The following is a 22055-nucleotide window of genomic DNA, read 5'->3' as shown; positions in this document are numbered from 1 at the left end:
AGTCAAGCTTATTCAGGCTTGATATTTCCCGCCTTGACTACGGCACTCCATTTCGCCGCCTCAGACTTAATCAGGGCTGCGAAATCAGCAGGACTTCCGCCGCCAATTTCATTTCCTTGAGAAAGCATCAATTCACGCAGTTGTGGATCTTTCAAAGCTTCGTTGGCTGCGGCATTTAGCTTATCAATAATTGGCTTAGGAGTTTTGGCGGGCGCGATAAATCCTTGCCAATTCAGCACCTCAACCTTGGGGTAGCCAACCTCAGCAAAGCTAGGAACATTTGGCAGGAGTGGAGATCTCTTTTTGCTCGTGATGGCGATAGGACGTAACTTATCCGCTTTGATGCTGGGCACTGCTGAATACATTTGATCAAACATCATATCCACGTTGCCACCCATGAGGTCCGTTAAACCAGCGGAACCACTCTTATAAGGAACATGAATCATTTTGATGCCGGCATTCTGCATAAATAGTTCTGCAGATAATTGATGACTGCCGCCAATACCCCCTGAAGAAAAGGTGAGAGTACCTGGCTTTGCTTTCGCTGCCGTGACAATATCTTGAATAGTTTTATAGGGTGAGTTTGGGTGAACTACTAAAACTAAGGGACCCTTCTCAATCAAGATGATTGGACTGATATCCGTTTCGGGGTCGTAGCGAAGGTTACCAAATAAGGTTTTATTCACTGCCATGGGTGCGAAGTTTCCCATCCCAATTGTGTAGCCATCTGGCGCTGATCTTGCAACAAACTCAGTACCAATGTTTCCGCCAGCGCCGGGTTTGTTATCAACCACAATCGGCTGCCTCAAAATTAAACTCATTTTCTGAGCTAGTTGCCTGCTGCGAGAATCGGCACTACCGCCAGCGCCATAGGGCACGATCAAATTGATCGGTTTGCTGGGATAGTTTGCTTGTGCATTTGCAGATCCAATCAAAAAAACTGCTGAGCACAAAACAGTCGTCTGTAAAAATCGCATGAATTTCATATAAGTCCTAATGCTCCTAGAGCGGCACCAAGTCCGATTAAATACAAAGGATGCCAACGAGTAAAAACAGTAATTCCAATAGTTAACAGTGTCAGAGCATAGGCAGCGTAGCTGTGATTGATTTGTAAAGCAATCTGCCATGCTGAAGAGAGAACTAGACCGATGGCTAGAGCTGCAGCTGCATATTGAATCGATTTCTTTTTGTGGGCATCTTTCATGCCTAGGATCAGGCGTTGTAAGTGATAGACCAGAATAGATGACGGCCATGAAATTGCAAGAGTTGCAATTAGCGCACCTAAAACACCATAAACATGCCAGCCAATTAAGGTGACCGTCATAAAGTTCGGCCCTGGTGCAGCTTGCGCAATCGCAAAATAATCGGCAAAAGTTTGAAGATCTATCCAGTGCTCTTGATAAACCGATAATTTCAGCAAGCTTGGAAGTAAGGCATTTACGCCGCCAAAGGCAATCAAAGAAAAGGCGGAGAGTTTTAAAAATAGGCTTAGCAAAATGTTCATAGTTTGCGAGCCTTCTTTTGCGCCAAGAACCAGGCCAGTGGTGATGCTATGAGTACTACCCAACCAAGTCCTAGCTGGTAATAGCTGGCTGCGATTACTGTAACTAGTACAACCAGTAGCATTGCTGGAAAGCGTAACTCGTCGCGCAACATTTTGATGCCAGTGGAGGCGATTAAGCCAACCCCAACTGCAGAAATGCCGCGCAGCACTCCTTGTATCGACTCCATGTAGCTGTAATGTGTATAGAGAACGGCTAACAACATCACAATGCAGATGGGCCCTAGCGTTAAACCAAGGACGGCTGCCAACGCGCCCCTAGCGCCAGCAAATCGAGAGCCAATACACACCGCAAGATTCACAATATTCGGGCCTGGAACAATTTGGCAGATACCCAGAATGGCGCTAAATTCTTCCGAGCTTAATATCTTGTCGCGTTCAACCAGGGTACGCCGTGCCCATGGCAACACTCCACCAAAACCAGACATGCCGATTTTGCTGAAGCTGATAAATAACTGTGAGGGTGTGAGCTTCTTCAAAGCATTAAGGTTCGAAAGGATGCGGTACTGGCTTTTGGTCAAGCCAGGCCTCTAGAGTTTGAGTAATACCTTTTGAGAAAGTTTCAAAAATAGGTTCTGCAATAAAACCAAGGTGCGGAGTTGCCAGTAGATTCTGAGTATTGCGCAGCGGATCATTGGATGGCAAAGGTTCAATATCAAATACATCTACTGCAGCTTGGCCAGGACGACCCTGCTTAAGGGCAGCGCATAAGTCAGGCATATTGATCAATGCGGATCGCGATGTGTTTACCAGAACCGAGTCTGGGCGCATTAAGGCAAGTTGATCTGCGCTAATGAGGCCTTTAGTTCCTGGGCCAGCCACTAAGTGCATAGTGACTACTTTGGATGTGCTGAGTAATTCATCGAGGCTAACGGATTTTGCGTTTTCTACTGCGGCGCGTTCTGGAGTCATATTGGGGCTCCAGGTGACAAGCTCCATTCCGAATGCTTTGCCAACGCGAGCAACAGAGCTGCCGATAGCGCCCAGACCAATAACTCCGAGGCGCTCACCTGCAAGCATCGGGAGGACCGAGAGTTCATTACGCCAGCCACCAGAAGTCACCAGATTGTTTTGGCCAACCAGTTGCTTGGATGCCCCCAAGATTAAGGCCCAGGTTAGCTCAGTGGTAGTTTCTTTAGAGGGGCCTCCAGGCGTACAGGCGATCGGAATATTCCGCGAGAGGAGGGCGGCGCTATCTAGAGTGCCATTGCGTTTGCCTGTAAACATTAATAATTTGAGTTTTGACAGTCTCGCAATCATTGCCTCATTAAATGGGGATCTATCGCGCACAATAGCAATGACATCGGCATCCTTCACTGCTTCATATAGGGCTTCATCGCGCAATGGCTCATGGTGAATGGTGAGATTTGAGCTTTGCTCTATCCGATTCCAATTAGAGAAGCGACGCAGTGCACGTTCGTAATCTCCTAGGACGACAATATTGGGTAAATTGGCCATATCTCTCTTTGTTGATTTGTTATTCTGTTTGAGTTTACTATCGATCCCTAAGCAATTTTGACAAAGGAAATTCCCATGATTTTGGAGCACTGCGATCTAGAAATTGACCCCAGCAAGGCCGTTGAGTTTGAGGAGGCAATTTTGCGTGGCGTTAATAGCGTCATTGCCAAGGCTAAGGGATTCCAAGGCTTTAAGGTTAACCGCAGCATTGAAAACCCAGCGCGCTACTTGTTATTGATTTACTGGGATAGTCTTGAGAACCATACGGTGGACTTCAGAGGTTCCGACGCTTTTGCTGAATGGCGTGCAATTGTTGGCCCATTTTTTGTCAAACCACCTTTTGTTGAGCACATGACTTTGGTGGGTAAATCGAGCTAAGGGCTTTGCTATTAGGCGGTTTGTTTTTTTCGGATAGAGCGCTCTAGTGGGATGGAGTCTAAGTTAGGCTCCAGCGCTTCCCGTTCATCAAATACAAAGCAGGTGCCGGTGTAGTGTGCGGAGCCAACTTCTTCAAAGTACTTGAGGATGCCGCCTTCAAGTTGATAGCTATGTTGCATGCCAATTTCACGCATGAAGAGGCCAGACTTTTCACAGCGGATGCCGCCAGTACAAAAGCTCACGAGAGTTTTATCAGCTAACTCATCTTTATGTGCAGTGATTGCTGCGGGAAATTCTGTAAATTTCTCAATATTGAAATGCAGTGCATTCTCGAAAGTACCGTATTCGACTTCAAAAGCGTTACGTGTGTCCACCATCACGACAGGGCGCCCTAAGTCATCGGTACCTCGATCAAGCCACTCTTGTAATTTTTTTGGCGTAATGAAATTCGCGCGACCCTCTTCCGGACGAATCGTCGGGTGATTCATGCGGATGATTTCATTCTTAATTTTGACCAACATTTTTTTAAATGGCTGTGTTTCAGACCAGCTATCTTTTGCCTGAAGGGGGGCAAAGCGAGAATCCAGGCGCAGCCAATCTAGAAAGCCGCGTAATTTAGCTTCCTCTCCTGCCAAGAACATGTTGATACCTTCAGCGGTCAAGAGAATGGTCCCTTTTAGATGGCGAGCATTGCAGTCATCCAATATCTTCGCGCGTAGCTCAGTCAAATTGTCTAGGCTGACAAATAAATAGGCGGCTATGTTCAAAATTGGTTTCATGGTTAATCTCATCTGGCTCTGGCATCTATTATCGAACAAGCTGCCGTGATGGGTGGTAATCTTGCAGTCTTAATCGTGGGGGATGATGTGATGCCAACTTTCTTGAAAATAACTAAAAAAGTGCTCTTATTGAGCGTATTTCTGATGTTTGGGTCTTCTATTGCTAGCGCTCAAACCGCTGGAGTGGGTGCTTGGCCCACCCAGAAACCAATTCGCCTGATCGCCGTTTTCCCGCCAGGTGGCTCTGTGGACCAAGTGGCGAGAACCTTAGCCCCAGCACTGCAGGCTGAATTGAAGCAAAACGTCATTGTCGAAAACATAGGCGGGGCCTCTGGTGTCATTGGAACCGCGGCTTTAACAAGATCAGATCCAGATGGCTATACCTTTGCGGTTGTGTTTGATACGCATGGCGTAAATCCAAGTCTCAAAGATAAGCTTCCCTACGACACGATTAAAGATATCGCGCCTGTCACCTTAATTGGTACCTCACCAATGGTTCTAGTTGCGAGTAAGAATTCTGGAATCACTAGCTTTAAGCAATTAGTTGATCAATCGAAGGCTGGAAAACAATTTAGCTATGGTTCTATTGGTATTGGTAGCTTAGGCCATTTGGCGATGGCGCGTTTGGCCAAACAGGCCGGCTTTGATTGGAATCACATTCCTTATCGTGGCGGCGGCCCTTTAATGCAAGATGTTCTTGGTGGCCAAGTGCAGTTAGCTATTGGCTCAGAGTTTTTGGTCAAACCGCACATTGATAGTGGTGGAGTAATTCCCCTCGTAATCACAACCGCCAAAAGATCTCCCGAGTTGCCGAATGTGCCAACGATTTCCGAAAGTGGTTTCCCAGGCTTTAACGCGCCAGCATGGTGGGCGGTATTGGCTCCTGGAAAAACTCCACCTGCAATCGTAAATGCTATGAACCAGGCTGTCACGAAAGCTCTGAAGACTCCAGCGGTCGCATCTAAATTGAAATCTCAAGGCATTGAAATTGTTGCTGGTAATCCCGAGACTCTGCGTGACTTTATCGGTAAGCAAATTGCTGTTTGGGGTAAGTTTGTTATTGAAAACAATATTAAAGAAACGCAATAAGGATTCAATATGAGCGAACGTTTAATTCCTTACCAACCGATGGATTTGGCTGAGCCTGCTGAGCTTGTGGCGGCCATTCGTAAGAGACGTGGCGGCCAGTTTATTAATTTAGACCGCATGCTTTTGCATAGCACCCCTATTGCTGAGGGGTGGAATCATTTTGTGGGAGAGATTCGTAATAACCTTTCTCTAGATCCAAAGTTGCGTGAGCTTGCGATGTGTGGGGTAGCCGTTCTTAATGGTGCGGAGTATGAGTTCTTTCATCATGCACCACCATTTATCAAAGCTGGCGGTACTGAAGAACAGGTTCAGGCATTGCGTTTAATTGGTCAGCCTAGTTTCCCGAAGGATCTTTTCTCAGATGTTGAAAACGATGCTGCAGAGTTAACTTTTCAGATGACGCGCAACATTCAGGTTGATGGCGCTTTGATGAAGCGCTTGCAGGCTGCCTTGGGTAATACAAATACCGTGGAGCTGGTGACTGTAGTGGCAGCTTACAACATGGTCTCTCGTTTTTTAATTGCATTAGATGTCAACCCCGAGGAGCATCCTCCTGAGTAAGTCATGATGCAAGATGCTTCCATTTGCTGGGAAGAGGGCGGTCAAACCTGTTCTGCAGTTTGGCATTCTGAAAACGGCATTGCAGCCCATAAAAAAGTAGTCACTGCTGATGACGCCTTAACGGCTGATGATGCCTATCATTTGGCTTGCGAAGGTACTGCGATCCTTTGGAAAGGCGATTTCCAGAATGCCCGCCAGCTATTACAGGCTTTGGTTCGGCGAATAGATAAACCTTCGAAAAAATCCAAGCGTGCGGGCAAGAGGGTAGTTAAGTCGGATACTACAACCCCTAAGAAATCAGCAAAAGATGTCTTTAATCAACATCGGCTCGTTCGGTCTCAACGGGCCCGAATACTGGGTATGTTGCTAATCCAGTGCAACGCAGACCATACGATTTCATTACGTCGTGCGCCAGATATATCAAAGGCATGCGCAGAAGCGTATGGCGCTGTCAAGCAGTCATATGTAGTTTCTTTGCGTGAGCTCTTGGGCGTGATTAGTGCTCATGAGTGGCGTAAGAATGGCTTACCTATTCTGGCTAATGAGCATGGTGAGCCAGTGTTTGTTCATCCCCATTACGGTGTTTTCTCGCCCGTTCGTGGCGAGTACATTGAACTGGTCTCTAACGCTCCATTACCTAAGGCTTTAGATGCTAAATCAATAGCCTTTGATATTGGTGTTGGCACTGGGGTGCTTTCTATTATTTTGGCGATGCGTGACATACAGAAAATTGTTGCCACCGATCAAGATGATCGAGCGCTCGCTTGCGCCAAAGAAAATATTGCACTGCTAAATCTGGGTTCACAAATTGAAATTGTGAAAGCCAATTTATTCCCCCAAGCAAAAGCTTCATTGATTGTGTGTAATCCACCTTGGGTTCCTGCAAGACCCAGCTCCACTTTAGAGCATGCTGTCTACGATCCAGAGAGTCAAATGCTCAAAGGATTTTTGGCGGGATTGAAAGATCATTTATTACCTCAGGGTGAGGCTTGGTTGATTCTGTCTGATTTGGCTGAGCATCTCGAGCTGAGAACTCGACAGGAGTTGCTCTCTTGGTTTGAGAGTGCCGGTTTAGTTGTTGTGGGCCGCATCGATACCAAGCCTAAGCATCCAAAATCAGCCGATGAGACTGATTTACTTTATTTTGCTAGGGCTGCAGAAACTACCTCACTCTGGCGATTGGGCCTCAAGTAATCGGGACAAGATATCAGAAATTATTTTGCAAATAGCTGACTTGGATCTTCAAATGCTTTGAACTCCAAAGCGTTGCCAGCAGGGTCTAAGAAGAACATCGTAGCCTGCTCACCAACTTTGCCTTTAAACCGTATCTGCGGCTCCATGATGAATTTGATGCCGCTCTTGCTTAGTCGATCTGCTAACGCGTGCCAATCTGGCATTGTCAGTACCACTCCAAAATGTTTTACGGGAACTTGATGTCCGTCAACCTCGTTTGAGGCTGCATTGCCGCATTCTTGAGGTGCAAGATGGGCAACTAGTTGGTGCCCAAAGAAGTCAAAGTCAATCCATTCATCTGAGCTGCGACCCTCAGTACAACCTAAGGTACTGCCGTAAAACGTACGGGCTGCTTCCAAGTTATCTACGGGAAATGCAAGATGAAAGGGTTGAATAGTTGACATGGTGGTCCTTGGCATTAATGTGGTGCCGAGCTTAGCACGCTCAAATGTATGCGATAGCAAAGTTTAGTATATTGAGATTATAAAAATAAAGCTGTTTACGGAGACAAAAATGATTACGTTTCAATTCGGTAAATTATGTCGTTCCATTGCCCAGGGCGCCCTCATTCTTGGAATCTCTGCTGCAGTGCACGCTGCTTATCCAGATAGACCCATTAAGCTGGTTGTTCCCTATCCTCCAGGCGGGGCAACTGATGTGATTGGACGCATACTTGCTAAGAATCTTAGTGAATCCTTAGGACAGCAAGTATTAGTTGAAAATCGCGGCGGTGCTGGTGGCAATATTGGTGCAGAGGCTGTTGCTAAGGCAAGCCCAGATGGTTACACCTTATTGATGGGTGCCGTGACATCGCATTCAACTATGGCAACTCTCGAAAAGGGTAAGTTGCGCTACGATCTTCTGAAGGATTTCACGCCAGTCATGATTGTTGGTTCAGTACCTTTGGTAGTGGTTGTTAATCCCAATGTCCCAGTCAGAACTTTGAAGGGCTTGGTTGATTATGCAAAGGCCAATCCGGATAAATTAAATTACGCCTCTTCTGGTGCGGGTGCTCCGCAAAGGATGGGCGCAGAGATTTTCCAAAAAGAGGCTGGCATCAAAATCACGCATGTGCCATATAAGGGTAGCGGCCCAGCCATGACCGATTTGGTGGCGGGTCAGGTCAATATGATGGTGGAAACAGTTCCGGCCGCATTGCCATTTATTAATGCCGGTCAATTGCGCCCCTTGGCGGTGACAACTGCTAAGCGCATCTCGATGTTGCCAGATGTTCCTACTACCGCTGAGTCGGGTATGCCGGCTTTAGAGGTGAGCTCCACCTTCGGAGTTTTAGCCCCAGTTGGTACGCCGACACCGATCATTGACCAGTTCAATAGCGCTATCGCTAAACTCTTGGTAAACCCAGAGGTTAAAGAAGCTTTTTTAAAGCAGGGGGTCTATGCTGCAACGCCGACAAAACCCAAGCAATCTGCGGAGTTGTTGGCTGCAGAAGTAAAACGCTGGGAAAAAGTGATTAAAGAAGCGGATATCAAAGCTGAGTAGTAATTTCTATTTATTTTTTATTTAAAGAATTATTTATGACAAGCAATGCGACCAAAGAGAAAAAGCAATCCACAGAGAGTGGTTTGCGCAAGGGCTTAACGAGCTATGGCGACAAAGGCTTCTCTTTGTTTTTACGTAAGGCATTTATTAAGGGTGCGGGCTACACCAATAGCGCACTAGATCGACCGGTAATCGGCATTATTAATACTGGTAGTTCATACAATCCGTGCCACGGCAATATGCCGCAACTGATTGAGGCTGTAAAGCGTGGCGTGATGCTTGCTGGTGGTTTACCAATGGACTTTCCAACAATCTCTATTCATGAGAGTTTTGCTGCTCCTACCAGTATGTATTTGCGTAATTTGATGTCGATGGACACCGAAGAGATGCTGAGGGCTCAGCCGATGGATGCTGTAGTCATGATTGGTGGTTGCGATAAAACAGTGCCAGCGCAAATGATGGGGGCTGCTTCTGCAGGTCTTCCAGCAATCCAGTTGATCACCGGTTCAATGCTTACCGGTTCTCATCGTAGTGAGCGTGTGGGTGCTTGCACGGACTGTCGTCGCTATTGGGGAAAGTTTCGTGCTGGCGAAATTGATGAAGTTGAAAAAGATGAAGTTAATGATCAACTGGTAGCTAGTGTGGGCACCTGCTCAGTCATGGGTACGGCGAGCACGATGGCTTGTATTTCTGAGGCATTGGGGATGACAGTACCAGGTGGTGCAACCCCACCAGCAGTTACTGCTGATCGGATTCGGATTGCAGAAGAGACGGGTACTCGTGCTGTGCAAATGGCAAAAGACGGTCTAACTATTGATAAGGTACTAACAGCAGATGCTTTTGAAAATGCGATGCGTGTTTTATTGGCGATTGGTGGATCTACAAACGGCATCGTGCATTTAGCTGCTATCGCTGGCCGCATGGGTTTAGAGATCGACCTTGATGCGCTTGATAAGATGGGTGATGAAACCCCAGTATTGGTAGATCTCAAGCCCTCTGGTGATCACTACATGGAGAACTTCCATGATGCTGGCGGCATGACAACACTGCTACGAGAGCTTAAGCCTTTATTAAAGTTAGACGCGATGACGGTAACGGGTCGCACTTTAGGTGAAGAAATTGATGCGGCCCCACCAAGCTTTAAGCAGGATGTTGTACGTAAGTTTGATAACCCAATTTATCCACGCGGCAGTATTGCAGTTCTACATGGCAACCTTGCCCCCGGTGGCGCCATCATCAAACAATCTGCTGCCAATGAAAAACTCATGGAGCACGAGGGTCGCGCTATTGTCTTTGAAAATAGTGAAGATCTCGCCAATCGAATTGATAGCCTAGATTTAGATGTCACAGCTGATGATATTTTGGTGCTGAAAAACATAGGCCCTAAAGGTGCGCCTGGTATGCCAGAGGCGGGCTATATCCCAATTCCGATGAAACTTGCCAAAGCAGGAGTAAAGGATATTGTGCGGATTTCTGATGGGCGTATGAGTGGAACGGCATTTGGAACCATCGTCTTGCATGTCACGCCAGAAGCCGCCGTAGGTGGGCCACTTGCGCATGTGAAGAATGGAGATCGCATTCGCTTGAGTGTGAAAAATCGCGAGATCACTTTATTGATTTCAGATGAAGAATTAGCTCGGCGTGCAAAAGATAATCCAGTGATTGAGCCAACTGCAGAGCGTGGTTATCTAAAGCTATTCTTAGATACCGTGACACAAGCAGATAAGGGTGTTGACTTTGATTTCTTGAGGGCGGCAAAGATGGTTGGTAAAACACCAAAGCGTTGAACTAATCAGTACCGTAAAAAAAGAAGCAAAGAAAAACGCCACCCTTTAAGGTGGCGTTTGACTGTTACGTACTACAAAATGGTGGAACCGGCGGGAATCGAACCCGCGTCCGCAAATCCTCTACAACAAGTTCTACATACTTAGTCATATCATTTAATTTAGCTAGCTAGTCACAGACTGACATGTTCCACGCTGGCGATTCACTAAGTTTTCGAACCATTCCCCGTGACATGAAATGATCTTATCTCTTGTAAATGACCCTGATCTAGCTTGCGCTAGCTGACCCAAGAGAGAATCAGTTCAGGGGCAACCGCAATTAAGCGGCTAGTGCGAAACGTTCGTCGTTTGCAGTTATTACATTCCCATTGATTTACGAGATAACGGGTCCTCGGTATGCCCTTGATGCTTTGTAATCCACGTCGAAACCATGTCGGTCCCAGATTGCAAGCATTGGAAACTCTATTTTAAGGCTCTTGGCCTTAAATTGCTTGTTATCTTTTGATCTCCCTACCGTGGGAAGATGATTTCTAGTAATTCTTTTGGGTGGCGCACAAGATAATCGGCACCCCAAGCCTCTGGAGGCTCCTCACAGCCGCAATAGCCATAAGCTGCTGCAATCGTCTTCATGCCTGCTGCTTTGCCTGCCACGATGTCTCTAATATCGTCACCTACATATACAGATTTACTCGGATCAATATTGGCAACCCTAGCAGCGTGCAAGATGGGCTCAGGATGAGGTTTTGAGTGTGGAGTCGTATCACCCGAGATGGTTGACACCGCTCTTTGGCGCAAGCCCATCTGTTCCGTGAGGGGGTGGGTAAAGCGCTCACTTTTATTAGTCACAATGCCCCAGGGAAGGTTTGCGCTATCCAGTTGGTCCAATAAATAATCAACACCCTCAAAAAGCACACTGTTTACCAATAAAGCCTGCTCATAGTTCGCAAAGAACTCATCTCGTAGGGGGATGAAGTCTGGGTGATCTATGCTGATACCAAACGCCCCGCCAATGAGTCCGCGGGCTCCAGCAGACGCGCAAGGTCGTAATACTTCGTATTGCTTAGGCGGGAGATTTCTGGTGATGAGGAGTTGATTGGCTGCAGCCACGAGGTCTGGAGCCGTGTCAGCAAGAGTGCCATCTAGATCAAAAAAGATGCCCTTGTAAGGACTTACTAACCCGCTACTCATTTTCGCACCGCAATCATATAGTTCACATCAACATCTTCACCGAGGCTGTAAACCTGAGTAATAGGGTTGTAGCTCATTCCCTTCATGCCGATCATCTCGAGCCCTGCTTGCCGAGTAAAGGCGACTAATTCAGAAGGTTTGATGAATTTGGCGTACTCGTGAGTACCTTTTGGCAGTAGGCGGAGGATGTATTCAGCGCCAATAATGGCAAATAAGTAGGACTTAGGGCTGCGATTGAGGGTGCTAAAAAAGAGGGTGCCTCCTGGCTTACAGAGCTTTGCGCAGGCCCTAACAACTGAGGCAGGGTCTGGTACGTGTTCTAGCATCTCCATGCAGGTCACCACGTCATATTGAGCAGGCTCTTGCTCAGCGAGTGCTTCAGCTGAAATAGAGCGGTATTTGAGAGTGGCACCCACCTCAAGGGCATGCAACTCTGCAACTTTAAGCGCCTTTTCAGATAAGTCGATGCCACAGGTATCGGCGCCTGATTGCGCTATAGACTCCGCCAGAATTCCACCGCCACAACCAACATCGAGAACCTTCTTTCCTTGGAGGTCAACAAAGGATTTGATCCAATTGAGGCGCAAGGGGTTGATAGCATGTAAAGGCTTGAATTCACTATGGGGATCCCACCAGCGATGGGCTAGGGCGCTAAATTTAGCGATTTCAGATTGATCGACGTTCATGGAGATAAAAGCGCTGGAAGCGCACTAAGATAAATGAATTACGAATATAGCGGAAATAAAAAAGCCCGGCAGAACCGGGCTTTTTTACAAGTAAAAAGAATTACTTAACTGCAGCTGTACCAACAACTTCGATGTCGGTGCGGCGGTTCTTAGCGCGGCCTTCAGCAGTTGCATTGCTAGCAACTGGATTGCTCTTGCCTTTTGATTCTGTGTAGATACGGCTACCGTCAACACCTTTGCTTACCAAGTAAGCTTTAACGGACTGAGCACGACGCTGGCCGAGGGCCATGTTGTAAGCATCAGTACCAACGCTATCAGTGTTACCAACAGCAATAATTACTTCTAATTTGATCTTGCTTAAGTCTTTAGCGATTTTGTCTAAAGTTGCTTTACCTTCTGGCTTCAAGTCAGACTTGTTGAAGTCATAGAGTGTGTCAGCTTGCAAAGTAATTTTGCTTTGGCTAACACCAGATGTAGCAGCTTTAGGAGTTAAATAGCCATCACAATCTTTAGCTGCAGTTGCAGGAGTCCAGCTGCTATCACGCCAGCACAATGCGCCGTCGCCGTTTTTCCAGCTCAAACCGTTGCTGTTTTCCCAGTTATCAGAAGCCATCGCTGCAGATGCAGAAACAGTAACAACAGAAGCTAACAACACTTTTAGGGTTTTGTTCATTTTTAGTCCTCAAAAATCTCTTTTTTAATTAAAGTCAAACTTAAATGTAATTCGCCCTACTTTGAAGCAAAAAACCGCAAAGCGACACATCTCAATTTCGTACAAACTGACAGAATATTAGCATAGGGGCTATCAGTCATCAAAATGATATTATTTCTAAATGGAACAAGCCGCTAAAGAAACACTACCAATATCCCTAGAAGACGAAATGCGGCGGTCCTATTTGGACTACGCAATGAGCGTGATTGTCGGCAGAGCCCTGCCAGACGTGCGCGACGGTCTCAAACCGGTTCATCGTCGGGTCTTATTCGCGATGTATGAATTAAACAACGATTGGAACCGAGCTTACAAAAAATCTGCCCGTATAGTTGGCGATGTCATCGGTAAATACCATCCACATGGCGATTCTGCGGTGTATGACACCATTGTTCGTATGGCTCAGGACTTCTCTCTGCGCTATATGCTGGTTGACGGACAGGGTAACTTCGGCTCCGTAGACGGCGATAACGCTGCTGCAATGCGCTATACCGAGATCCGCCTTCGTAAGATCGCCCATGAGCTTTTGGCTGATTTAGATAAAGAAACCGTGGATTTTGGGCCAAATTACGACGGAAGTGAGAAAGAACCCCTCATTCTTCCTGCAAAAGTGCCTAATTTGCTGATAAACGGCAGTTCAGGCATTGCCGTGGGTATGGCGACCAATATTCCTCCCCATAACTTGGATGAAGTGGTTACAGCCTGTTTGCACGTGCTGCACAACCCAGAATGCACAATCGACGAGCTGATTGAGATCATTCCAGCTCCAGATTTCCCGACCGCCGGCATTATTTATGGTGTTCAAGGGGTTCGTGAAGGCTATCGCACTGGCCGGGGTCGTGTGGTGATGCGCGCCAAAACTCACTTTGAGGATCTCGATAAGGGTGCACGTCAGGCCATCATCGTTGATGAGTTGCCATACCAAGTGAATAAAAAGAACTTGCTCGAGCGCATTGCTGAGTTGGTGAATGAGAAAAAAGTAGAAGGCATCTCTGATCTACGCGATGAATCTGACAAGTCAGGTATGCGTGTAGTGATCGAGCTCAAGCGTGGTGAAGTTCCTGAAGTCGTTCTTAATAATTTGTATAAGAGCACTCAACTGCAAGATAACTTTGGTATGAATATGGTGGCATTGGTTGATAACCAACCGCGCCTATTGAATCTGAAGCAAATGCTGGAGTACTTCTTGCAACATCGTCGTGAAGTAGTTACACGTCGTACGATTTTTGAATTACGCAAAGCGCGTGAACGTGGTCATGTCTTAGAAGGCTTGGCAGTTGCATTGGCAAACATTGACGAATTTATTGCCATCATTAAAGCTGCTGCAAACCCAGTGGTTGCTAAGTCAGAATTGATGAGCAAGGCATGGGATTCTTCCATGGTGCGCGAGATGTTGGCGCGTGCTGAGACGGATACACCGGGCGGCCGCAACGCTTATCGCCCTGAGGGTTTATTGCCTGAGTACGGCATGCAAACTACTGGTCTCTATCGCTTGTCTGATAGTCAAGCGCAAGAAATTTTGCAGATGCGTTTACAACGCTTGACTGGCCTTGAGCAAGACAAGATTGTGAATGAGTACAAAGATGTCATGGCAGAGATTTCTGACTTGCTCGACTTACTCGCTAAGCCAGAGCGCGTTACTCAAGTCATCGAATCTGAATTGAAAGAAGTGCAAGCTGAATTTGGAATTGCTGGTGGTGATAGTGGTCGCCGTTCATTTATCGAAATGAATGCAACCGAGTTGTTCACTGAAGATTTGATCACTCCGCAAGATATGGTGGTCACACTTTCTAACACCGGTTATATGAAGAGCCAGCCTCTCAGTGAATACCGTGCGCAAAAACGTGGTGGTCGCGGCAAACAAGCTGCAGCTACGAAGAACGAAGACTGGATTGAAACGCTCTTTGTTGCGAATACGCATGACATCATTCTGTGCTTCTCTGATCGTGGACGCATGTACTGGCTCAAAGTATGGGAAGTTCCACAGGGTAGCCGTAATTCACGTGGTAAGCCGATCGTCAATATGTTCCCATTGATCGAAGGCGAAAAGATCACTGTGATTCTCCCGATCAAGGGATATCAGGATGATCATTACGTCTTTATGGCAACAAGCCTAGGCACCGTGAAGAAGACACGTTTGTCTGACTTCTCCAATCCTCGTAAGGCTGGAATTATTGCTGTTGATTTGAATGAAAACGACTTCTTAGTTGGTGCAGCCATTACTGATGGTCAGCATGATGTGATGTTGTTCTCTGACGCGGGTAAGGCAGTACGTTTTGATGAGAATGATGTTCGTCCAATGGGTCGTACAGCGCGCGGTGTGCGTGGTATGAACTTGGGTGAGGGTCATCAAGTGATCGCCATGTTGGTTGCTCCAGCTGAAGCGGCAGAAGGCGCTGAAGCAGTTGTCGTTGATGAGAATGGCCTTGCTATTCCGAGTAGTGTATTGACTGCAACGGAAAATGGATTTGGTAAACGTACTCCGATTGGTGAATACACCCGTCATGGCCGCGGCACTAAAGGCATGATCGCAATTCAGACAACTGAGCGAAACGGTAAAGTGGTTGCTGCTGCTTTGGTGTCTCCAGAAGATCAAATTATGTTGATCACTACTGGCGGCATCTTGGTGCGCACACGTGTCTCAGAGATTCGCGAGATGGGGCGCGCAACACAAGGCGTTACTTTGATCAATGTGGATGAAGGCACTCGTTTATCTGGCTTGCAGCGTATTGCTGAAAGTGATTCTGATGATGAGAATGATTTGGATGATGGTGAAGACGGTGAAGGTGGAGATGTTTCCGCTGATCCAGCAGTTGACTCCAATTCTGAAGAAGCTGGTGATGCCTAATTGGCATTCATACAAGGTTAATTAATTCATCATGACGTTTGACCGCCGCATTTTTAATTTCGCTGCGGGGCCTGCTACCTTGCCTGAAGAGGTGTTACAGCAGGCTGCTGCAGAGATGTTGAACTGGCAGGGCTTAGGCGCCAGCGTGATGGAAGTGAGTCATCGCGGCAAAGAGTTCATGGCCCTATATGAAGAGGTGCTGCAAGATTTGCGCACCCTGATGGGTATTCCGGATTCTTATGAAATATTGATGCTGCAAGGCGGTGGCTTAGGTCAGAATGCCGCCATTCCAATGAACCTCATGCCCTTGGCCAAGAATGGTCCTAAGGCAGATTTTTTGGTGACCGGTATTTGGTCTGAAAAATCATTTAAAGAAGCTGAAAAATATGGTGTGGCTCATTTAGCCGCATCTTCTGCATCTGAAAAATTCAACACCATTCCAGATCGCTCTACTTGGCAACTATCTAACGATGCTGCTTACGTTCACTACTGCGCGAATGAAACCATTGGCGGCGTAGAGTTTCCAGATGTGCCGGATGTAAATGGCAAGTTACTGGTTGCTGATATCTCTAGCAATATTCTTTCCAAAGAAATGGATGTCACAAAGTGTGGCGTCTGGTTTGGTGGTGCGCAAAAGAATATCGGCCCATCCGGCGTAACCATCGTGATCGTTCGCAAAGATTTAATGGGGCACAGTATGAAGATCACCCCATCAATTTGGGACTGGTCTAAGCAAGCCGCAACTGACTCGATGTTGAATACACCCCCAACCTTTTCCATCTATATGGCTGGATTAGGATTTAAGTGGTTGTTAAAACAAGGTGGCGTGAAAGCAATCGAGAAACGCAATCAAGAAAAAGCAGAGTTACTCTATAGCTACCTGGATCAAAGCAGTCTTTACGAGAATCGAATTCCTAAAGAATATCGATCCAGAATGAACGTCACCTTCTTCTTGAAGGACGAGAACTTAAATGCTCAGTTCTTGGAGCAATCCAATGCAGCAGGCTTAGTTGCCTTGCGTGGTCATAAGGCTGCTGGTGGCATGCGTGCCAGTATTTACAACGCAATGCCGCTCGAAGGTGTTAAAGCCTTAGTGGAATTTATGCGTGACTTTGAAAGGCGTGCCTAATGAGCTCCAAAGACCAGAGTACCGAAGAGCAGCGCCTAGCACCAATTCGCGAGAAGATTGATGCGCTGGACGCGCAGATTTTAGATTTACTATCGCAGCGTGCAAAAGCAGCACAAGAAGTTGGCCATATCAAAGGTGGCTTTTCATCACCTGTATTTAGGCCAGAGCGCGAGCGTCAAGTAGTCGCTCGTTTGCAGGAGTTAAGTAAAGGCCCATTGTTGCCTGATGGCATCGCGGCGATTTGGCGTGAAGTGATGTCAGCTTGCCGTGCCTTAGAGGCTCGTCAGACAATCGCCTACCTTGGGCCAGTAGGAACATTTTCAGAGCAAGCAGCGCAAACCTATTTTGGGCACTCGATTGCGGGCTTGCCTTGTAACAGTCTTGATGAGGTATTCAAGGCGGTAGAGAAGGGCGCAGCGCAGTTTGGTGTTGTACCTGTAGAAAATTCTAGTGAGGGCGCGATTTCTCGCACGCTAGACTTGCTTCTAGATTCGCCAATGCGCATCAGTGGTGAAGTCGTACTACCGATTCGCCACCATCTTTTAACGAAGAGTGGCAACTTAGATGGGGTGACTACTGTTTGCGCTCATGCTCAAGCTTTGGCTCAATGTCAGCAATGGTTAAGTGTGCATGCACCACAATTAAAGCGGCAGGCAGTCAGCAGTAATGCTGAGGCGGCTCGCATGGCCTCGATTGACCCAACGCTCGCAGCAATTGCTGGGGATCCCGCTCAGGAAGCTTATGGTCTTCAAGCGGTAGCGGCACAGATTCAAGATGATCCACATAACCGTACGCGTTTTGTGGTGGTCGGCACTTACGAGTGTCAGCCAACCGGTAAAGATCAAACCTCTTTAGTGCTGTCGGTGGACAACCAACCGGGTGCGGTACATCGCTTATTAGAGCCCTTGGCAAAGCATGGCGTTTCCATGAATCGCTTTGAGTCTCGTCCAGCTCGTAAGGGTACTTGGGAATATCACTTTTATATTGATATAGCGGGACACTCTGAGGATGCAAAAGTAGCCAAAGCATTGGATGAGTTAAAAACAACAGCTGCTTTCTATAAGAACCTTGGCTCATACCCTCATTCAGCATGACATCTAAATCCAATATTGGTTTAAAGCACATCCATGCAATAGCGCCATATGTTGGTGGGCGGCCTATCAGCGAAGTTGCGCGTGAATATGGTCTTGATGAAAGCAAAATTGTGAAGCTGGCCTCCAACGAGAATCCATTGGGCATGCCAAAGTCAGCCCAAGATGCAATGTTGAAGGCCGCAAGTGATTTGGGTCGTTATCCAGATTCCAATGGTTTTGAATTAAAGAATGTGTTGTCAGCGCGCTTAGGTGTTCCAACAGATTGGATTACCCTGGGTAATGGTAGTAACGACATCTTGGAATTAGCTGCCCGTGCAGTTGCGCAAGCTGGCGACGAAGTGATTTTTTCTAAACATGCTTTTGCTGTTTATCCATTAGCCACTCAAGCTGTTGGAGCCAAAGCAGTTGAAGTAGCCGCTACGCAAATGTATGGCCACGATTTACCTACCATGTTGCAAGCGGTAAAAGCTGCTGGCAATAAAGCCAAGCTGGTATTTGTGGCTAACCCAAATAATCCTACTGGCAGCTATTTAAGTGCCAAAGAGATTGAGAATTTCTTAGTTGCCGTGCCTGCTGACGTGGTCGTGGTTTTGGATGAGGCTTATAACGAATACCTCACTCCTGAGCAACGTTATGACGCGATTGCTTGGGTGAAGCGTTTCCCCAATATGATTTTGTCGCGCAGCTTTTCTAAGGCATACGGTTTAGCTGGTCTCCGCATTGGCTATGGCGTAGCTCAGCCTGCCTTGACCGATTTGCTGAATCGCATCCGTCAGCCATTTAATGTGAATAGCCTTGCACAAGCTGCAGCGATCGCAGCATTTCAGGATTCCGCTTTCTTGCAGCAAGGTTTTGAGCTCAATCGCGCTGGATTTACTCAACTTACCGAAGCATTTGATGCGCTTGGCCTGACTTATCTCCCATCGGCTGGAAACTTTGTACTGGTGAAAGTGGGCGAAGATGATGGTGCTGGTGCTCGCATTAATTTGGAGTTGCTGAAGCGCGGCATCATTGTGCGCCCAGTCGGAAATTATGGCTTGCCTCAATGGTTGCGTATCTCGATTGGCATGCCTGAAGAAAATGCAGCCTTTATTACTGCTCTTAAAGATATTTTGGCGAAGCAGTAATTCAATACAAATAGATAAATTTCATCAAGTAATGGCCATCATCAATCCATCCAGTAATTACGGTACCGTCACTATTGTTGGCGTGGGTTTGATCGGCGCCTCTTTGGGCTTGGCGCTAAAAAAAGCTGGCGTAGTTAATAAGGTCTTGGGTGTTGGTCGCAGCACTGCAAATTTAGATCAAGCCCTCAAGATGGGTGCGATTGATGCTGTAGTCGATTTAGTTGAGGCGGCAAAACAATCCGATGTGATTGTGTTGTGCGTGCCCGTTGCGCAGATGCGCGCTGCTTTTGAAGTGATTGAGCCACACTTAGAGCCTCGGACCATGCTGACAGATGCTGGCAGCACCAAAGGCGATGTGATTCTGGCTGCCAAGGAAGTCTTAGGTAAAAAAGCTTGTCAGTTTGTGCCAGCGCATCCGATCGCAGGTGGCGCACAACACGGCGCAAGCGCTGCGAAAGCGGATCTCTTTGATGGCAAGCAAACAATTCTTTGTCCGCTACAAGAAAACTCTCCGCAAGATACGGATTTAATCGAAGGCTTTTGGCAGTCCGTTGGCTCTGTTGTGAAAAAGATTTCTTGTGTACAGCATGATGCGATCTATGCAGCAGTTTCTCATTTGCCGCATATTCTTTCTTATGCTTTGATGGCAAGCGTAGTAAATTCTGAAGACGCTGATCAAAAGCTCAGTCATGTGGGCGCAGGCTTTAAAGATTTCACACGTATTGCTGCTTCAAGTCCTGAGATGTGGCGCGACATTTGTTTGGGTAATCGCACAGCCGTTCTAAAAGAACTCGATCAATATCTACTTATCGTCAATCACATGCGTAAATTGATTGCCGATAGTGAGGGTGCAGGCTTGGAAAAATTATTTAATAAAGCCAGTAAAGCGCGTCAAGATTTGGATGTGCTTTGATGAGCGGTTTGCCTGATATCAATATTGGACCATTCAAGCGAGCACAAGGCTCAGTTGTCTTACCTGGTTCAAAAAGTATTTCTAATCGCGCCTTGTTGTTAGCAGCCTTGTCTTCAGGTACGACAACTCTTAAAAATTTACTAGATGCTGACGATACGCAAGTGATGCGTAATGCGCTTCGTCAGTTGGGTTTATCCGTAATCGATCAAGCAGGCAAAGTCTGCGTGGTTGAAGGTTGCGGCGGTAAGTTCCCGGTCCAAAACGCAGATCTCTTTATGGGTAATGCGGGTACAGCTATTCGCCCTTTAACGGCGGCTTTGGCAATGCAGGGTGGTAATTACCGCTTGTCTGGTGTGCCTCGTATGCATGAGCGCCCTATTCGGGATCTAGTCGATGGCTTGCGACAAGTTGGCGCAAAGATCGATTACGAATTACAAGAAGGTTATCCGCCAATCAAGATTCTTGCTGCCGATATTGAAATCAAAGATGTTGTGAAGGTACGCGGCGATGTTTCTAGTCAATTTTTGACAGCCTTGTTGATGGCTTTGCCTTTGGTGGCAAAGGAGTCCGTCAAGATTGAGGTCATAGGTGAGTTGATTTCTAGACCGTATATTGATATCACGCTCAAGCTGATGGCGCGCTTTGGTGTCAAAGTGGCTTGCCCAGATGCACAGTCGTTTGTAATTCCCGCTAAAACTACTGGCGCTGTATATCAAAGTCCTGGGGTCTTATCAGTTGAGGGCGATGCATCCTCCGCTTCTTACTTCTTAGCGCTTGGCGCGATTGGTGGTGGACCGGTTCGCGTCTTGGGTGTGGGTAGCGAGAGTATTCAAGGCGATGTTGCTTTTGCTGATGCACTCGCATTAATGGGTGCAAAGATTTCTTCCGGTGAAGATTGGATTGAAGTCGCTGGCGTGAAAAATGCGAATGGCAAACTCAATGGCATCACCATTGATTGCACGGAAATTCCAGATGCGGCGATGACGCTCGCTGTTGCCGCGCTGTTTGCTGAGGGCCCAACCCGCCTAAACAATATTGCCAGTTGGCGCGTGAAAGAAACCGATCGTATTGCGGCGATGGCAAAAGAATTGAAAAAAGTTGGCGCTATTGTTGAGGAGGGTGCTGATTACATCGTGGTGCAAGCCCCTCGATCACTGGCCGATTGGAAGTCTCCTGCTGAAGGTATTGATACATACGATGACCACCGTATGGCAATGTGCTTCTCACTGGCCGCTTTTGGTCCTAATGCGCTACAGATCAATGATCCTAATTGCGTTGCAAAAACTTTCCCTAAGTACTTTGCTGAATTTGCAAAGATCGTTTCCTAAAAGTCTCAGCGATGCACTTGCCTCCCGTTATTGCGATTGATGGACCTACCGCTTCTGGCAAAGGGACGGTCGCCTCCTTGGTAGCTGAAAAACTCGGTTTTCATTACCTAGATAGTGGAGCCTTGTATCGGCTGGTTGCCTTAGGTAGTCAAAAAGCATCCATAGACCCCCAAAATGGCCCAGAACTGGGTATTTTGGCTAAAAAACTGGTGATTTCCTTCAAAAATGGCCAAATTTTGCTCAATTCTGAAGACGTGACGGATGCCATTCGCACTGAAAGCATCGGTTTGCGCGCCTCTGCAATTGCGGTGCACCCAGAGGTTAGGCAAGCTTTAGTCGGTGTCCAGCATGGTTTTAGGCTTATTCCAGGCTTGGTGGCTGATGGGCGCGACATGGCCAGCATCATATTTCCGGATGCAGTTTTGAAGGTTTTTCTCACTGCAACAGCTGAAGCTAGGGCCGAACGTCGGTATAAGCAATTGATAGCTAAGGGAATTTCTGCTAAACTAGAAGACTTGCTGCATGATTTACAAGAGCGCGATGCCAGAGACAGTAGTCGAGGTGCAGCACCTTTGTTGGTCGCAGACGGCGCCAAAGTGCTTGAAACATCAGAATTATCGATAGATCAAGCGGTTAAGACGGTTTTGGATTGGTATCAATCAAAAATAGCTTAATTTTTGGTGGGCA

The 22055-nt window shown here is 47.0% G+C and carries 22 protein-coding genes and 1 other RNA gene; 13 read left to right on the top strand and 10 right to left on the bottom strand.

All coding sequences use genetic code 11. From position 1 onward, the window contains the following. Positions 1–8: 8 nt before the first annotated feature. The 4 genes from FD971_RS07625 to FD971_RS07610 are packed head-to-tail and all read right to left on the bottom strand — an operon-like array spanning position 9 to position 3019. Positions 9–986 carry a tripartite tricarboxylate transporter substrate binding protein gene (locus tag FD971_RS07625; protein ID WP_215333715.1) on the bottom strand — a complete coding sequence of 326 codons (978 nt, stop codon included), beginning with the start codon at positions 984–986 and terminating at the stop codon, positions 9–11. Further along, positions 983–1504 carry a chromate transporter gene (locus FD971_RS07620; protein WP_215333713.1) on the bottom strand — a complete coding sequence of 174 codons (522 nt, stop codon included), beginning with the start codon at positions 1502–1504 and terminating at the stop codon, positions 983–985. The genes FD971_RS07625 and FD971_RS07620 overlap by 4 nt, the downstream gene beginning before the upstream one ends. Continuing rightward, complete coding sequence (locus tag FD971_RS07615; RefSeq protein WP_251368608.1) at positions 1501–2082, bottom strand: chromate transporter; 582 nt, start codon at positions 2080–2082, stop codon at positions 1501–1503. The genes FD971_RS07620 and FD971_RS07615 overlap by 4 nt, the downstream gene beginning before the upstream one ends. Continuing rightward, positions 2045–3019: a D-2-hydroxyacid dehydrogenase family protein gene (locus FD971_RS07610; protein ID WP_215333711.1), complete on the bottom strand. Its 975-nt coding sequence runs from the start codon at positions 3017–3019 to the stop codon at positions 2045–2047. The genes FD971_RS07615 and FD971_RS07610 overlap by 38 nt, the downstream gene beginning before the upstream one ends. A gap of 75 nt (positions 3020–3094) precedes the next feature. Here FD971_RS07610 and FD971_RS07605 point away from each other — a divergent pair, with 75 nt between their 5' ends. Beyond that, a complete protein-coding gene (locus FD971_RS07605; RefSeq protein WP_215333709.1) occupies positions 3095–3397 on the top strand; it encodes an antibiotic biosynthesis monooxygenase in 303 nt (100 codons plus the stop codon). An 11-nt stretch (positions 3398–3408) separates the two neighbouring features. Here the strand turns inward: FD971_RS07605 and FD971_RS07600 are convergent, their stop codons facing one another. After that, positions 3409–4176 (bottom strand): sulfurtransferase, encoded by a 768-nt coding sequence (locus FD971_RS07600; protein WP_215333707.1) that lies wholly within the window; start codon positions 4174–4176, stop codon positions 3409–3411. A 48-nt stretch (positions 4177–4224) separates the two neighbouring features. Between FD971_RS07600 and FD971_RS07595 the strand changes: the two genes are divergently transcribed. From FD971_RS07595 to FD971_RS07585, 3 genes are read left to right on the top strand one after another with little or no spacing between them, the layout of a single operon-like run. Next, on the top strand, positions 4225–5265 hold the full coding sequence (locus FD971_RS07595) for a tripartite tricarboxylate transporter substrate binding protein (protein WP_251368607.1): 1041 nt from the start codon (positions 4225–4227) through the stop codon (positions 5263–5265). Positions 5266–5274: 9 nt separating this feature from the next. Then, on the top strand, positions 5275–5826 hold the full coding sequence (locus tag FD971_RS07590) for a carboxymuconolactone decarboxylase family protein (RefSeq protein WP_215333705.1): 552 nt from the start codon (positions 5275–5277) through the stop codon (positions 5824–5826). A 3-nt stretch (positions 5827–5829) separates the two neighbouring features. Continuing rightward, on the top strand, positions 5830–7020 hold the full coding sequence (locus FD971_RS07585; protein WP_215333703.1) for a class I SAM-dependent methyltransferase: 1191 nt from the start codon (positions 5830–5832) through the stop codon (positions 7018–7020). Positions 7021–7040: 20 nt separating this feature from the next. Here FD971_RS07585 and FD971_RS07580 read toward each other — a convergent pair whose 3' ends face one another. After that, on the bottom strand, positions 7041–7463 hold the full coding sequence (locus FD971_RS07580; RefSeq protein WP_215333701.1) for a VOC family protein: 423 nt from the start codon (positions 7461–7463) through the stop codon (positions 7041–7043). A 109-nt stretch (positions 7464–7572) separates the two neighbouring features. Between FD971_RS07580 and FD971_RS07575 the strand changes: the two genes are divergently transcribed. Both FD971_RS07575 and FD971_RS07570 read left to right on the top strand, forming a co-directional pair. Then, positions 7573–8562 carry a tripartite tricarboxylate transporter substrate binding protein gene (locus FD971_RS07575; protein ID WP_215333699.1) on the top strand — a complete coding sequence of 330 codons (990 nt, stop codon included), beginning with the start codon at positions 7573–7575 and terminating at the stop codon, positions 8560–8562. A 35-nt stretch (positions 8563–8597) separates the two neighbouring features. Continuing rightward, the gene (locus FD971_RS07570; protein WP_215333697.1) at positions 8598–10349 is read left to right on the top strand and encodes an IlvD/Edd family dehydratase; all 1752 of its coding nucleotides are present in this window, start codon (positions 8598–8600) and stop codon (positions 10347–10349) included. A gap of 79 nt (positions 10350–10428) precedes the next feature. On the opposite strand, the gene ssrA is transcribed toward FD971_RS07570, so the two are convergent. The 4 genes from ssrA to ompA form a co-directional block, all read right to left on the bottom strand. Continuing rightward, positions 10429–10787, bottom strand: a transfer-messenger RNA (tmRNA) gene (gene ssrA / locus FD971_RS07565). 69 nt (positions 10788–10856) lie between these two features. Further along, on the bottom strand, positions 10857–11534 hold the full coding sequence (locus FD971_RS07560; RefSeq protein ID WP_215333695.1) for an HAD family hydrolase: 678 nt from the start codon (positions 11532–11534) through the stop codon (positions 10857–10859). Further along, complete coding sequence (ubiG, locus tag FD971_RS07555; RefSeq protein WP_215333693.1) at positions 11531–12220, bottom strand: bifunctional 2-polyprenyl-6-hydroxyphenol methylase/3-demethylubiquinol 3-O-methyltransferase UbiG; 690 nt, start codon at positions 12218–12220, stop codon at positions 11531–11533. The genes FD971_RS07560 and ubiG overlap by 4 nt, the downstream gene beginning before the upstream one ends. Positions 12221–12320: 100 nt before the next feature. Continuing rightward, a complete protein-coding gene (gene ompA / locus FD971_RS07550; protein WP_215333691.1) occupies positions 12321–12893 on the bottom strand; it encodes an outer membrane protein OmpA in 573 nt (190 codons plus the stop codon). A gap of 160 nt (positions 12894–13053) precedes the next feature. On the opposite strand from ompA, the gene gyrA reads away from it, so the two are divergent. The 7 genes from gyrA to cmk are packed head-to-tail and all read left to right on the top strand — an operon-like array spanning position 13054 to position 22042. Further along, positions 13054–15777, top strand: a complete 2724-nt coding sequence (gyrA, locus tag FD971_RS07545; RefSeq protein WP_215333689.1) for a DNA gyrase subunit A — start codon at positions 13054–13056, stop codon at positions 15775–15777. Positions 15778–15808: 31 nt separating this feature from the next. Further along, positions 15809–16906 carry a 3-phosphoserine/phosphohydroxythreonine transaminase gene (gene serC / locus FD971_RS07540; RefSeq protein WP_215333687.1) on the top strand — a complete coding sequence of 366 codons (1098 nt, stop codon included), beginning with the start codon at positions 15809–15811 and terminating at the stop codon, positions 16904–16906. After that, the gene (gene pheA, locus FD971_RS07535) at positions 16906–18000 is read left to right on the top strand and encodes a prephenate dehydratase (RefSeq protein ID WP_215333685.1); all 1095 of its coding nucleotides are present in this window, start codon (positions 16906–16908) and stop codon (positions 17998–18000) included. Before serC ends, pheA begins: the two co-directional genes overlap by 1 nt. Then, positions 17997–19127, top strand: coding sequence for a histidinol-phosphate transaminase (gene hisC, locus FD971_RS07530; protein WP_215333683.1), 1131 nt, complete (start codon positions 17997–17999; stop codon positions 19125–19127). Before pheA ends, hisC begins: the two co-directional genes overlap by 4 nt. Before the next feature lie 31 nt (positions 19128–19158). Beyond that, positions 19159–20040, top strand: a complete 882-nt coding sequence (locus FD971_RS07525; RefSeq protein ID WP_251368606.1) for a prephenate dehydrogenase/arogenate dehydrogenase family protein — start codon at positions 19159–19161, stop codon at positions 20038–20040. An 8-nt stretch (positions 20041–20048) separates the two neighbouring features. Beyond that, entirely contained in the window at positions 20049–21368 is a 1320-nt protein-coding gene (gene aroA, locus FD971_RS07520) for a 3-phosphoshikimate 1-carboxyvinyltransferase (RefSeq protein WP_215335290.1), read from the top strand. A gap of 11 nt (positions 21369–21379) precedes the next feature. Then, complete coding sequence (cmk, locus tag FD971_RS07515) at positions 21380–22042, top strand: (d)CMP kinase (RefSeq protein WP_215333678.1); 663 nt, start codon at positions 21380–21382, stop codon at positions 22040–22042. The last annotated feature ends 13 nt before the right edge of the window (positions 22043–22055 follow it).

It is taken from the genome of Polynucleobacter sp. AP-Ainpum-60-G11 (assembly GCF_018688375.1).
GTDB lineage: Bacteria > Pseudomonadota > Gammaproteobacteria > Burkholderiales > Burkholderiaceae > Polynucleobacter.
Note: the sequence above shows the minus strand (reverse complement) of the source record. Positions and strands in the feature narration are given on the sequence as shown.